The following is a 12572-nucleotide window of genomic DNA, read 5'->3' as shown; positions in this document are numbered from 1 at the left end:
AGCATGTCCAAGCAATTGCATTTCTGTTTCCACGGTGCCGGCGGGCTAGGCTCGGTCATCGGCGGATTCCTGGCGCGCGGCGGCCACAAGGTCACGCTGATTGCGCGCAAGCCCCATGTCGAGGCGATCCGCCGGGATGGCCTGAGTATTTCGGGTGTGCGGGCGCAATTCGTCCAGCGCGAAAACCTCTTCGCGGTCGAAACGCCCGAGGAGGTTGAAGGCGACATCGACTATTACATCCTGCTGACCAAGGCCAAGGGTACCGATCAGGCGCTGGCCGATGCGCAGGTGTTGGTCGATCGCACCGCTTGCGCGCTGACTTTGCAGAACGGCGTGGGCAAGGAAGGCAAACTCCAGGCCGCGTTTGGCAAGGACAAGGTGATCGGCGGCTCGATCATGGACGGGGCGACCCTGCTCGAACCGGGCAAGGCGCTCAATCACATGGCGGTTCCCGTCACCGCCTATTTCGGCGAGCTGGAAGGCGGGGAGAGCGAGCGCACGCGGATCATGGCCGTAGCGCTCGACGCTGCGGGCATGGGTTCGCGCTCAACTCCCGATATCGTCCATGTCCATTGGGAAAAAGTGGTTCAGGTCGGTGGAGCATCGTCGTGGAGCGCCAGTACGCTGGGCGCGCTTCCAAAGCTCGATTTTGTGGATGGTGTGGCGGTTCGCGAAGGCGCCGAACACTATGTCCACGTCGTCAAGGATCTGCTGGCGATCTACAAGGCACTTGGCTACGAACCGCAGAACTATTTCGCGCCTGTATCCAGATTGGTCGAGATTGACCGTGAAAGCTTTGAAGAGGCAGTGTACGGTGTCATGGCGATGGGCACCAGATTCAAGCCGGAAAACCGTCCCGTCCGCACCTCGATGCATGACGATCTCGTGGCGGGCCGGCGGATGGAAGTTGACGAGGTCCTGGGGCCGCTCGCGGCGGCAGCGGAGCAACTGCAGGTTCCTGCGCCAGCCTTTCTCAGCGCTTATCGGGTGCTCAAGACTTTGAACAGCTATCTGTAGGGAAAGATTGACCATGAGGCGTTATTCCATCGCCAGCATTCCGGGAGATGGAATTGGCCGCGAAGTGGTGCCTGCCGCAATCGCGGTGCTGACGGCGGCAGCGGCCAAGTGCGGTTTCGTGCTCGAATTCCGGCACTTCGACTGGAGCTGCCAGACCTACCTCAAAACCGGCAAGATGATGCCCGATGATGGGCTAGACCGGTTGCGCGATTATGATGCGGTGTTCCTCGGCGCGGTCGGCTTTCCCGGGGTACCCGATCATATCTCGCTGTGGGGGCTGCTGTTGCCAATCCGGCGCGAGTTCGAGCAGTACGTCAATCTGCGTCCGGTGCGGCTGCTGCCCGGCATCGCTTCGCCCCTGCGCGACAAGGCTCGCGGCGACATCGATTTCTGGGTGGTGCGCGAAAACTCGGAAGGCGAATATTCCCAGATCGGCGGTCGGACCGGAACTGGCGAGAACGAAATCGTCGTCCAGCAGGCGATCTTCACCCGCCGGGGCACCGACCGCATCTTGCGATATGCCTTCGACTTCGCTCGGCGGAGCGGGCGCAGGCATGTGACCAGCGCGACGAAGTCCAATGGACTCTATCATTCGATGCCGTTCTGGGACGAGCGCTTTGCCGTGATCGGCGCCGAATACCCCGATGTTGCCGCCGATCAGTATCATGTCGATATTCTCGCCGCACGCTTTGTGATGTCGCCCGAACGGTTCAATGTGGTGGTTGGGTCGAACCTTTTTGGTGATATCCTTTCCGATCTGGGGCCGGGAATCACTGGCACCATCGCTGTGGCTCCTTCTGCTAACCTCAACCCCGAACGGCGGTTCCCTTCGATGTTCGAGCCGGTCCACGGGTCTGCCCCGGACATCGCCGGGCAGGGCATCGCCAATCCGATCGGCCAGATTTGGTCGGGTGCAATGATGCTGGAACATCTCGGCGAAGCCGAGCCCGCCGCGCTGGTGATGCGCGCACTCGAAACGGCGCTCATTGCGCCCGATATTGCGAGGACCCCCGATCTTGGCGGAAACGGGACAACCGCGGGATTTGCGCAAGCTGTTCGCAACACCTTGCTGGGGCTCTAGCGGGAAAGCTGGCGGTCCCAGCGCTGACCAAAGGAAACGGAGTAATGGCTGCCTATTTCATCGGATCGATCAAATCGCACGACGAAACCTGGGTGGCAGGCTATATGGCCGCAGTTCCGGCGCTGGTCGGACGCCACGGCGGGGAAATGGTCTGCCGTTCGCACGAGTTCGTCCGTTATGAGGGCGAGGGAGCCGCACCTGACTATGTCGTGGTGATCCGGTTTCCTTCGATGGAGGCGATCGACGCCTTCATGAACGATCCAGACTATGCGCCGCACAAGGATGCGCGCATCGCCTGCGCCACATCGGATATCTTCGCGATCGCCTGAGGAGGCCGCCATGAAGGTTCTGCGCACTTACCTGATCGCCGTGGGGATCTGGTATCTCTGCAATCTCGTGCTGCTCTGGCCGTCGGTCTATGCGGGGGCCCTGCGGCTGATCTACCCCGGTATTGCGCTGGGGCAGGGGACGCCGTCTTTCGGCCTGCTGCTTGATGCCTGGTTGATCGTTGGCATCCAACTGGCGGCAATCGGCCTTGTGGCGTTGTGGGGCGCGCGCGATCCGTTGCGCTACTGGGCGCTGGTTCCGGTGATCGTGCTGACCGAACTCGTCGGCTCCGCCTGGGACATCTATAGCGTCGTTTGGAGCGGAGAAGCCTTGTGGGTCGGCTTGACGACCTTGGCCGCGCATGCTGTGATCATGGCGGGTGCATGGTTTGCCAGGCGCGCGATGGAGCGGGATATCGTCTGATCAATCAGGTGGACACCTCGAAAAACTCTAGCTTTTGAGTGCCCGATTTGATTCACTAGGCCGACGATGCGGCGGAGGCGGTGATGATAGGGCAGCCGGGTTTCTTCGATCTTTCGGACAGGTACGAGGCGCTGAGCGCGGCGGGTGATCCGCTGGAGCGATTGTCGGCTGTTGTGGATTTCGAGATTTTCCGTGGACCATTGGTGGCGGCCTTGCGCCGCAGTGTTCGGAGCAAAGGCGGGCGCCCGCCGTTCGACCCGGTGTTGATGTTCAAGATCCTGGTGCTGCAGGCACTCTACTCGCTGTCAGACGAGGCAACCGAGTTCCAGATCAAGGACCGCCTGTCGTTCCTACGCTTCCTGGGGCTTGGGCTCGACGGCACCGTGCCCGATGCCACGACGGTCTGGCTGTTCCGGGAGCGCCTCGTGCAGGCCAGAGCGATCGACCGGCTATTCGCGCGCTTTGATGCCGCGCTCAAGGACCGGGGCTATCTCGCCATGGGCGGGCAGATCATCGACGCCACTGTCGTGCCAGCACCCAAACAACGCAATACCGAAGCGGAGAAAGCAGCAATCAAGGAGGGACGCGTGCCGGCGGACTGGAAGCCGGCCAAGGCGCGGCAGAAAGATCGCGATGCACGCTGGTCGATCAAGTACAGCAAGGCAAAGGTCAGGGAGGGCGCCGATCCGAAGGCGGCTAAGCCGGTTGATCTGGCCATCCCGATGTTCGGATACAAAAATCACATCGGCATCGATAAAACCCATGGGCTGATCCGCACTTGGGATGCCAGCGCCGCCAATGCCCATGACGGCGCAAGGCTGCCGGTTCTCATCAGCAAAGACAACACGGCTTCCAGCGTCTGGGCTGATACCGCCTATCGATCCAAGAAGAACGAGGCGTTCCTGGCGAGTGGCATGTTTACCAGCCACATTCACCAAAGGCGCAAGCCGCGGAGACCGTTGCCCGAGCGGATCGCCAAGGCCAATACCCGGCGTTCCAAGATCCGCGCCCAGGTCGAGCATGTATTCGCCGGGCAAAAGCACCGGATGGGGCTCGTCGTGCGCACCATCGGCATCGCCCGCGCCACTATCAAGATCGGTATGGCTAATCTGGCCTATAACTTCCAGCGCCTAGCCTGGATCGAGGGGCGAACTGCGCCCGCCTGATGCGAAAGCCGCTACCCAACGGCACCGGCGACATGAAAATCACCCCAGAATGCGCAGCCACGCCAGCCCTGCCATGCCTCTGCGGTCCATACAGCAGCCATCACGCCCAAATCCGACGGTTTTTCGAGGTGTCCAGGTTGAAGCCCGCGGGCGCGCAGCCGCGCGAGGATTTCGTCTGTGGCCGGGCAGGTCGGCCTGTCGCGCGAAGCGGGGTATGGCCCCACTGAGGTGGACGAATTCCGACGGTCTGCCCGCTTCGAGATCGCGCTGCAGCGAACTGGTGACGTCGGGTGGAAAGCGGCCGATGAAGTCCAGCTTCTCGTATATGCAATCGGGCGGCAATTCGATGCCCAACGCCGCTGCGATCCGTTCGACCTCGGCCATGGCCTCGCGCAAAAGCGAGCTGGCCTGGGGATGGCCTAGCACCTGACCGACCTTCAGGCCGAACGCCGGGGCCACCGCGCCGATCGTCGCGGCCATCAGGAACTTGTCCCACAACGCTGGGCGCATGTCGCCTGTCAGAGTGGTGGGGACCCCAGCGGCAATAAGGTCGCCCGCAAGGATTGCCGAGGCCTGTCCGGGAGCCGGGTCGGTTGCGCGATCGGCGACCGGGCCGGCCAGCAGCGTGGCGGGGACGCCGGTGTGGCGCACGATCCCGTCTTCCAGCTCGAAGAAGCCGTGCATGCGTGCGCCAAGCACGACAGCGCGGGGCAGGGCGGCCTGGGCGATGCCGGGTGCTTCGACCCCATTCTGCACCGTCAGCAGCGTGAAGCGGCTTCCGCGCAGTGGTTCGAGCAGGGCAAGCGCGGATTCGATCTGAAACGTTTTGGTTGCCAGGATGGCATGATCCGGCGGCGTTGCGGGATCGCATGCTGCGGACACCGGCACACGCACTTGCCGCTCGGCCCCGCCTTCGGACAGCAGCACGCCCGTGTTTCGCAAGGCCTCGAGCCGCGCTCCTCGGGCGATCAGCAGAACTTCATGCCCGGCGTTGTGCAACCGCGTGCTCAGGAAACTGCCGATTGCCCCGGCGCCGATGATGACAAACCGGCTCACCGCATCAGGCGAAGAAGCGGTTGTCCGGGCGCGGCAGGCCAAGATGGTCGCGCAGCGTTTCGCCTTCGTATTCGGTGCGGAACAGGCCGCGTGCCTGCAGTTCGGGTACAACCTTGCCGGTAAAGTCTTCCAGGCCTTCGGGCAGGTAAGGGAACATGGTGGTAAAACCGTCGCAAGCGGCTTGCTCAAGCCAATGCTGCATCTCGTCGGCGATGGTCTTGGCGGTGCCGACAAAGGCCAAACCGCCATAGCTGCCCGCCTTCGCAGCGAGCTGGCGGATCGTCAGGTTCTCAGCTCTGGCCAATTCGATCATGAACCGCCGCGAACTTTTACTGGCGTTGGATTCGGGGATGTCGGGCAGGGGGCCGTCGGGATCGAAGCCCGATACGTCGTGACCCAGCATGCCGGACAGTGAATGGATGCCGCTGTCGTAGTGGACCAGGCTGTCCAGTTTCGCGCGCTTTGCGCGGGCTTCCTCGACGGTGTCTCCAACAACCAGGAATACGGCCGGCATGATCTTGATGTGATCGGGATTGCGTCCTACCGTCGCCGCCCGCCCTTTGACGTCGTCGTAATAGGCTTTGCTGCCTTCCAGCGTCGATTCCGCAGCAAATACGGCTTCGGCGGTTTCGGCAGCCAGCTGGCGGCCCGGGTCCGAGGCACCGGCCTGGAAGATGACCGGCCAGCCCTGAACCGGACGGGCGATGTTAAGCGGCCCGCTGACCGAGAAATGCTCGCCCTTGTGGTTCAGCGCATGCATCCGGGCGGGGTCGAAATAGATGCCCTTTGCTGCGTCCATAACGAAGGCATCGTCGGCGAAACTGTCCCACAGGCCGGTCACAACGTCATGAAACTCGCGGGCGCGGTGATAGCGCGCGGCGTGATCTGGCTGGGTCTCCAGGCCGAAGTTGCGGCTGCTGTCCGGATTCGAAGTGGTCACCACGTTCCAGCCGGTCCGCCCGCCGCTGATGTGATCGAGAGAGGCAAAGCGGCGCGCGACATGGAACGGCTCGTCGTAAGTGGTCGAGGCCGTTGCGACGAGGCCGATTCGCTCAGTCACCCCGGCCAGTGCGGAAAGCAACGTGAATGGCTCGAACGAGGTCACAGTGTGGCTGCGCATCAGCGCCTGGCGTGGCAGGTTGAGCACGCCGAGGTGATCAGCCATGAAGAAATAATCGAACTTGGCAGCTTCAAGGCTGCGGATGAAGCGCTGGATCGCTGCCAGGCTGAAGTTCGCGTCGGGTAAGGCACCTGGATACCGCCAGGCTCCGGTGTGGATGCTGACCGGGCGCATGAACGCGCCAAGGTGAAGTTGCTTGGCCATCAGTGCGTTCCCCGATCTGGAGGTACGGCCGGACCATACCGAACGGTCCGGCCGTTATTTCGTTAGGCAGGCATGGCCTTGCCTTGCGCCTGGTCGAGTTCCCGGCGAACCGCAAAGTGGTCGTCATAGTTCTCGGGCTTCAGGGCGAAGGCTTTCTGGCGCGGGATGCGGTTGGCGTTGATTTCATCGTACTTGAGGTAATAGGCCTTGTGCATCCGGTAGAACGGGATTTCCGGCCAGAGGTGGTGGATCAGGTGGTAGTTCTGATAAACCAGTAGCGGGTTGAGCAACCATTCCCAGCCGAACCGCATGGTTGTCGCCATGTAAGGGTCTTCGTCTTGCGCGATGATCGCGGGATGATGTGGCAGGATGACGAAGACGATGGCGATGATGAACAGCGTGATCCGCGACGGCACGAACCACAGCATGAACAGTTCCCAGCCGAAGCCGAAGTAAATTGCCGCAACGAACAGCAGCGCGAGGAGCGAATAGAAGACAAGCAGTTCGGTGCCATGTTTCTTGCGCACGTTCTGACCATATTTGACGAAATACCAGATGTAGGCACCATCGAAGAAGGTCCAGCGGAATGGAACCTGCCACCAGGGCGATTCATGCTCGAACCGGTCGGGGTCTTTGGGTCCATTGGTATGCGTGTGGTGCTTGTTGTGGACCCAGCGGAGCAGGACCATCGGGGCATAGGGAAAGAGGAAGAACAAGCCGATCGCGCCGATCGATTCGTTGATCCAGCCAACGCTAGACAACGACTTGTGCGAGGCGTCGTGGATCACGCTGAAGAGCAGATATGTCACGAGGCCGTTTGAGATCGCACCGACCCAAAGCGGAAGCATCGAGTTCAGCGCCAGATACCAGGTCGTTGCGATCCCTGCCATGGAAATGACAAACAGGAGAGCCGTCGGCAGGGCGAGAACGGGCGCCTTTCGCAGCTGTTCGAAATGCTCTTCGGACGATCTGGGAAACGCGATTGCAGCCATTACCCGGGTTCCTTTCCTCTCACTGGTTTAGAAGCGCCTAGTTGGGTTGACGCTTGGCCTCTTTGTCGTAATTGACTCAGGTCATGCTCTTGCACAATTTTGCCGCCTACACTATTCGTTGGACAATATGCAACTCTTTTCCCGTCGTGCAAGGGGACTTCGGGCCGGGGAATGCTGGTAATGGGAATACCGATGAATGCACGCAAGGCTAACCAGCTTGCAGGTAAAGGTGATGAAATCGAACATCAGGCTACCGAGCGCTTGCCCGCCGAAGATTGGAGCGCGACTGATTCGCCACGCAAGGCTATCCAGTCCGTGGAAATTGGTGTTCGCGTCCTCAGGGCCTTGATGGATTGCCCAAGGGATGGCGCACATCTGCGTGAAGTTGCCGAGAAATCGGGTCTGTCACGCAGCCAGGCACACCGTTACCTGCTGGCTTTTGTCAACACAGGCGTTGTCGAGCAGAATGTCCAGAATGGCCGCTATGCACTAGGTGAGTTTTCAGTTCGTATTGGCATGGCCGCGCTGGCGCGGGTGGAGCCGGTACGGATCGCTGGCGATAATCTGGCGAGCGTGCTGGAAGAACTGCAAACGACAGGGTTGCTGGCGGTCTGGGGTAATTACGGGCCATCGGTGATTCGCTGGATCGATGGCGGTCTGCCCCTGTTTACCAGTTTGCACGTCGGCTCTGTTTTGCCATTGCAGGCTTCGTCGACTGGCATCCTGTATTTGACCCATTGTTCACGAACTTTGACCCAGCCCGTCATCGAGCAAGAGCGCGCCAGCGGGCTGGTGGTTTCCGACGACGAACTGGAAAGGCAGATAGTCCAAGCGCGCGAGCTGGGATACGCGACCACACAGGGTACGGTTGTGCCTGGTCTCTCTGCCTTGAGTGTACCTGTGTTTGATTCCGCGAACAGGCTTGTTGCGACGATGAGCGTTCTCTCGCGAGTTCAGGACAAGCATTTTTATTCGAAGACGAAGATCGAAAAGATCCTTTCGGCGGCCATAGCAGCGAGTCGTGCGATCGGCTGGCAAGGATAGCTCCTGCGGCTTTACATCAGAAGTGGACGGGCCTCCATATTGGTGGACCGGCTTCATGGCGGGGGCGCTGCCAGGCCCGACCATCCGGAAGGTATGAACGTTGTCGCTGTCCGATAAAGAGCCAATCGGCAAACGGGAGTTCATCGCCATGATGGCGATGATCCAGGCATTGCAGTCACTTGGGTTTACAACGTTGCTTCCGGCTTTGGGTGCCATGGCAACCGATCTGGGAGCAAGCGGTTCAAACCAGCGGCAATGGGTCATCGGCACCTTCCTGATCTGCTCGGGCCTGTTTTCGCTCGTCCCGGGGACGATCTCCGACCGGCTTGGGAGGAGGCCGGTCCTGCTGGTTTGCATGGTTCTGTTCGCCCTGATCAATCTGCTTTGTGCTTTCGTGGCTGACTTTTCGGTCCTGCTGGCGGCCCGCGCGCTGCTTGGCTGTGCCTCTTCCGCCCTGACCGTCCTTCCTCTGGCGATCGTTCGCGACCGCTATCAGGGCGAAGACATGGCCAAGCTGCAGGCCTTTGTCGCGATGCTGTTTATGGCAGTCCCGACCCTCGCCCCAAGTTTGGGTTATGTGATCTTTACAGCGCTCGGCTGGCGTGCCGTCTTCATCGTCATCGGGGTGCTGTCGATGGGAGTGTCAGCTTGGTATTTCTTCCGCATGGAAGAAACGCTGCCGCTTTCCCGGCGGCAGTCTCATGGTGCGAGTGAATTGTTCGGCAACATCCGCCTCGTTCTGACAAATCGCCGGTCGATCGGTTACGTCATTGGCATGGCCCTGATTTTCGGCGCTCACTTCGGCTTCATCAACAGCTCGCAGCAATTGATCGGCGAACATTTCGGGGCCGGCGGGGCCTATTCGGTAATCTTTGGCTTGATGGCGGGCTCGATGATGCTGGCCAGCATTGCCAATTCTGCGATCGTACACCGTTTCGGCATCCGGGGGATCGGCCATGCCGCCATCCTGTGCCATTTCCTTGTGTCGATCGGCCAGATCTATGTGGCATCCCGACCGGGCGAAACCCTGCTTCAGTTCGTGCTTCTGACATCCGCGAACATGTGCTTGCTGATCACGGTCTTCATCAATTTCACCGCGATTTCCCTGCAGCCATTCGGCAAGGTGGCCGGGGCCGCGGCCTCTGTTCAGACGTTCTTCCGTTTGGTGCTTGGCGCGGGGCTGGGCGCACTAATCGGGCAGGCCTACAATGGTTCCCCGCTGCCTCTGGCCTATTCGTTCTTCGGGGTGGCGAGCGTGACCATCGTGCTTGTACTGTTCAGCGAAGGCTGGCGATTGTTCGGGGGACCTATACCGGTTCAGGCTGCGAACTGACTGCGCCGCCTATTCGTCTCCGACCGGCTCGGGACTTCCCGGCGCGGCCAGATTCGAAACCATTCGCACCCCGTCGATCACGATCGGGCTGGCGACGCCTTTGCGCCCTCCGGCCATTGCGGCGAGGCCCCTGGCGACGACCTGCGGATCGGCGAACACTTCGTCGAGTTCGTTGATCGGTCCGGCTGGCACGCCAACCTCTTCAAGCGCGTCGAACAGCGCTTGTCGGTTCCACTGGGCCGTGCGCCCCTCGACCGTTGTGACCAGTTCCGCCCGGTTCGAGAGACGGGCAGGATTTGTGGCGAAGCGTGGGTCTTCATGCAGTGAACACCGCAAAACGCGGCACAAGCTGGCGAACTGGCCGTCGTTGCCGGCCGCAATCACCAAGGGCCCGTCAAGCGTGGGGAAGGCTTGATAGGGTGCCAGATTGGCGTGACCGTTGCCGAACCGGCGCGGCACATTACCCGATGTCATCCAGTTCATCGCCTGATTGGCCATGACAGTCACCTGGGTGTCGAGCAGTGCCATGTCGATGTGGGCGCCGCTGCCGGTGTGGTCCCGGCGGTTGAGCGAAGCGAGGATCGCCACCGTGCTGTACATGCCCGTGAACAGATCGGCCACGGCGATGCCCGCCTTCTGCGGTTCGCGATCGGGTTCGCCGGTCATCGACATCATGCCGCCCATGGCCTGGGCGATGAAATCGTAGCCTGCGCGGTGGGCGTAAGGCCCGGTTTGTCCGAACCCTGTGATCGAGCAGGTGATCAGGCGCGGGTTCAGTGCGGAAAGCGCGGCATGGTCAAGCCCGTACTTCGACAGCCCGCCGACCTTGTAGTTCTCGATCACGATGTCTGCGCCGCTTGCCAGTTCGCGAATGATGGCCTGGCCCTCCGCGCTGGCGATGTCGATTGCGAAAGACCGCTTGCCGCGATTGGTCGAATGGAAATAGGCCGCTCCCAAATTGGTGCCATCTTCCGCTGTCACGAACGGCGGCCCCCAATGCCGCGTATCGTCTCCTACACGGGGCCGTTCGATCTTGATCACTTCGGCGCCAAGGTCCGCCAGCAGCTGTCCGCACCATGGGCCAGCCAGGATGCGGGCTAATTCAAGCACCCGGACGCCATCAAGCGGTTTGACCGGGTCACTGGAACGAGGCGTCTGCCAAGCCGGTTTTGCCATAGCCTCAGTTGCCGCCCTGTGCCGCGATACGCTCACGCCAGACCCGGAGTCCGTCGCCCGCGCCCTTGGCCAAGGTGAAGCTGTCGATCCCGTTGGCGATGAAGCGGGCACCGCCATCGAGGAACTGCTGGACGAGGCGTTCGTCGCGCGAAAGGATCCCGGCCGGTTTGCCGGTTGAGACGATCCGCGCCAGTGCTTCGCCGGTCAGCTTGAACAGGGCATCGAAATTGATTGCGCCCAGCAAACCTTCGGTCGCGGCCAGGTCCGCAGGTCCAAGGAACAGCGCGTCGATTCCGTCCACTGCGGCGATCGCCTCAATGTTGTCGACGGCGGTCGCGGTCTCGATCTGGGCGATGATGCAAACCTGCGCATTGGCTTCTGCGACATAGGCAGGATAGCCACCCCAGCGCGCGGCACGGGCGCCGCCGAGGCCGCGTTCGCCTGCAGGCGGATAGCGGGACGCAGTTACGATGGCCTGGGCCTGTTCGGCGGTCTCGACCATCGGAACCATCAGAGTCTGCGCTCCAAGATCGAGAACCTGCTTGATCGCTACCGGATCGTGGCCGGCAATCCGGACGATCGCCGAACACGGCGGCGTCGCCTCGACCGCACGCAGCTGCGCGACGATGCCGGGCAGGGTTTGCGGGCCATGTTCGCCATCGATCAGCAGCCAGTCATAGCCATGGCCCGCGCAGATTTCGGCAATGTCTGGATGGGCCAGGGCCAACCAGAAGCCAAGCTGGACCGGACCTTCGCGCAAGGCCGCCTTGAAGCGGTTGACCGGTGTCTGCATTTTCGCCCCTTAAACGAACCGGAACCCGATTGAACCAAACTCGCCAAAATCGGCGTTGAAGACATCGCCCGGCGCCGCTTCGACCGGGCGCGTGAACGATCCGCCAAGCACGACTTCTCCGGCTTCGAGCCCTTGCCCCCAAGGCGCGAGCCGCCGTACCAGCCAGGCGACGCCGTTGGCGGGGTGGTTAAGCACCCCTGCCGCAAGGCCGGTTTCCTCGATCACCCCGTTGCGGCTGAGCAGGGCGCCGATGCGGCGCAGATCGAGCCCGTCGGGTTTCGCCGGCAGACCGCCGACGATGATTCCGGCATTGGCGGCATTGTCGCTGATCGTATCCAGGACCTTGCGCGCCACTCCGGTTTCGGCATCCTTGGGATGCACCCGGGTGTCTATGATCTCGATTGCCGGAGCCACATAGTCGGTGGCGCTCAGGACGTCGAAAATCGTCGTCTGTGCTCCTTCCAGGCGGCGCCCGAGCACAAAGGCCAGTTCGACCTCGACCTTGGGCGTGATGAACCGGGCGGTCGGCACGTCGCTGCCCTGTTCGAACACCATGTCATCCAGCAAGGTGCCGTAATCGGGTTCGGTGATTCCGGCTGCCTGCTGCATCGCGCGCGAGGTCAGGCCGATCTTGTGACCAAAGACGGCCCGGCCGCGCTCTCGCTTGAGATCGACCCAGGCCTGGTTGATGCGGTAGGCATCCTCGATCTGCATGCCTGGATAGCGCACGGAGAACGGCCGGATCCGTTCGCGGGTCTGCTCGGCATGGTCGAGTTCCTGCGCCAATTGCGCGACCAGTCGATCGTCGAATGTCTCGCCTGTCATGTGTCCTGCTCCCAA

General features: G+C 61.6%; 13 protein-coding genes. 7 read left to right on the top strand and 6 right to left on the bottom strand.

Features of this window, described 5'->3' with window-relative positions; all coding sequences use genetic code 11:
* Positions 1–3 precede the first annotated feature (3 nt).
* From A0J57_RS14595 to A0J57_RS14575, 5 genes are all read left to right on the top strand, one after another.
* Complete coding sequence (locus A0J57_RS14595) at positions 4–1017, top strand: ketopantoate reductase family protein (protein ID WP_024018975.1); 1014 nt, start codon at positions 4–6, stop codon at positions 1015–1017.
* Positions 1018–1030: 13 nt separating this feature from the next.
* Positions 1031–2098: a tartrate dehydrogenase gene (locus tag A0J57_RS14590; protein ID WP_061939702.1), complete on the top strand. Its 1068-nt coding sequence runs from the start codon at positions 1031–1033 to the stop codon at positions 2096–2098.
* Between the two features lie 44 nt (positions 2099–2142).
* On the top strand, positions 2143–2427 hold the full coding sequence (locus A0J57_RS14585; protein ID WP_008828092.1) for a DUF1330 domain-containing protein: 285 nt from the start codon (positions 2143–2145) through the stop codon (positions 2425–2427).
* Positions 2428–2437: 10 nt separating this feature from the next.
* Positions 2438–2848: a BphX family protein gene (locus tag A0J57_RS14580; RefSeq protein WP_061939700.1), complete on the top strand. Its 411-nt coding sequence runs from the start codon at positions 2438–2440 to the stop codon at positions 2846–2848.
* Positions 2849–2931: 83 nt separating this feature from the next.
* On the top strand, positions 2932–4014 hold the full coding sequence (locus tag A0J57_RS14575) for an IS5 family transposase (protein ID WP_061939698.1): 1083 nt from the start codon (positions 2932–2934) through the stop codon (positions 4012–4014).
* A 39-nt stretch (positions 4015–4053) separates the two neighbouring features.
* Here A0J57_RS14575 and A0J57_RS14570 read toward each other — a convergent pair whose 3' ends face one another.
* From A0J57_RS14570 to A0J57_RS14560, 3 genes are all read right to left on the bottom strand, one after another.
* The gene (locus A0J57_RS14570) at positions 4054–5070 is read right to left on the bottom strand and encodes a 2-dehydropantoate 2-reductase (protein WP_235600876.1); all 1017 of its coding nucleotides are present in this window, start codon (positions 5068–5070) and stop codon (positions 4054–4056) included.
* 4 nt (positions 5071–5074) lie between these two features.
* Entirely contained in the window at positions 5075–6394 is a 1320-nt protein-coding gene (locus A0J57_RS14565; protein ID WP_061939696.1) for an LLM class flavin-dependent oxidoreductase, read from the bottom strand.
* A gap of 62 nt (positions 6395–6456) precedes the next feature.
* A complete protein-coding gene (locus A0J57_RS14560) occupies positions 6457–7386 on the bottom strand; it encodes a fatty acid desaturase (RefSeq protein ID WP_061939694.1) in 930 nt (309 codons plus the stop codon).
* Positions 7387–7578: 192 nt separating this feature from the next.
* Between A0J57_RS14560 and A0J57_RS14555 the strand changes: the two genes are divergently transcribed.
* Together A0J57_RS14555 and A0J57_RS14550 are read left to right on the top strand one after the other, a co-directional pair.
* Positions 7579–8430: an IclR family transcriptional regulator gene (locus A0J57_RS14555; protein ID WP_061939692.1), complete on the top strand. Its 852-nt coding sequence runs from the start codon at positions 7579–7581 to the stop codon at positions 8428–8430.
* Between the two features lie 100 nt (positions 8431–8530).
* On the top strand, positions 8531–9763 hold the full coding sequence (locus A0J57_RS14550; RefSeq protein WP_024018974.1) for a multidrug effflux MFS transporter: 1233 nt from the start codon (positions 8531–8533) through the stop codon (positions 9761–9763).
* 9 nt (positions 9764–9772) lie between these two features.
* Here the strand turns inward: A0J57_RS14550 and A0J57_RS14545 are convergent, their stop codons facing one another.
* From A0J57_RS14545 to hpaH, 3 genes are read right to left on the bottom strand one after another with little or no spacing between them, the layout of a single operon-like run.
* Positions 9773–10939, bottom strand: coding sequence for a CaiB/BaiF CoA-transferase family protein (locus A0J57_RS14545; protein ID WP_061939690.1), 1167 nt, complete (start codon positions 10937–10939; stop codon positions 9773–9775).
* A 4-nt stretch (positions 10940–10943) separates the two neighbouring features.
* The gene (locus A0J57_RS14540) at positions 10944–11732 is read right to left on the bottom strand and encodes an HpcH/HpaI aldolase/citrate lyase family protein (protein ID WP_061939688.1); all 789 of its coding nucleotides are present in this window, start codon (positions 11730–11732) and stop codon (positions 10944–10946) included.
* A gap of 9 nt (positions 11733–11741) precedes the next feature.
* Positions 11742–12557, bottom strand: a complete 816-nt coding sequence (gene hpaH, locus A0J57_RS14535; protein ID WP_008828101.1) for a 2-oxo-hept-4-ene-1,7-dioate hydratase — start codon at positions 12555–12557, stop codon at positions 11742–11744.
* Positions 12558–12572: the final 15 nt, after the last annotated feature.

This window comes from Sphingobium sp. 22B, assembly GCF_001580035.1.
Taxonomy (GTDB): domain Bacteria; phylum Pseudomonadota; class Alphaproteobacteria; order Sphingomonadales; family Sphingomonadaceae; genus Sphingobium; species Sphingobium fuliginis.
This window is presented reverse-complemented; position numbering and strand designations above follow the sequence as displayed.

Coding starts and splice junctions, on each gene's coding strand:
- A0J57_RS14560 (WP_061939694.1), bottom strand. CDS start 7,386: ATGGCTGCAATCGCGTTTCCCAGATCGTCCGAAGAGCATTTCGAACAG.
- A0J57_RS14585 (WP_008828092.1), top strand. CDS start 2,143: ATGGCTGCCTATTTCATCGGATCGATCAAATCGCACGACGAAACCTGG.
- hpaH (WP_008828101.1), bottom strand. CDS start 12,557: ATGACAGGCGAGACATTCGACGATCGACTGGTCGCGCAATTGGCGCAG.
- A0J57_RS14540 (WP_061939688.1), bottom strand. CDS start 11,732: ATGCAGACACCGGTCAACCGCTTCAAGGCGGCCTTGCGCGAAGGTCCG.
- A0J57_RS14590 (WP_061939702.1), top strand. CDS start 1,031: ATGAGGCGTTATTCCATCGCCAGCATTCCGGGAGATGGAATTGGCCGC.
- A0J57_RS14575 (WP_061939698.1), top strand. CDS start 2,932: ATGATAGGGCAGCCGGGTTTCTTCGATCTTTCGGACAGGTACGAGGCG.
- A0J57_RS14580 (WP_061939700.1), top strand. CDS start 2,438: ATGAAGGTTCTGCGCACTTACCTGATCGCCGTGGGGATCTGGTATCTC.
- A0J57_RS14565 (WP_061939696.1), bottom strand. CDS start 6,394: ATGGCCAAGCAACTTCACCTTGGCGCGTTCATGCGCCCGGTCAGCATC.
- A0J57_RS14545 (WP_061939690.1), bottom strand. CDS start 10,939: ATGGCAAAACCGGCTTGGCAGACGCCTCGTTCCAGTGACCCGGTCAAA.
- A0J57_RS14555 (WP_061939692.1), top strand. CDS start 7,579: ATGAATGCACGCAAGGCTAACCAGCTTGCAGGTAAAGGTGATGAAATC.
- A0J57_RS14595 (WP_024018975.1), top strand. CDS start 4: ATGTCCAAGCAATTGCATTTCTGTTTCCACGGTGCCGGCGGGCTAGGC.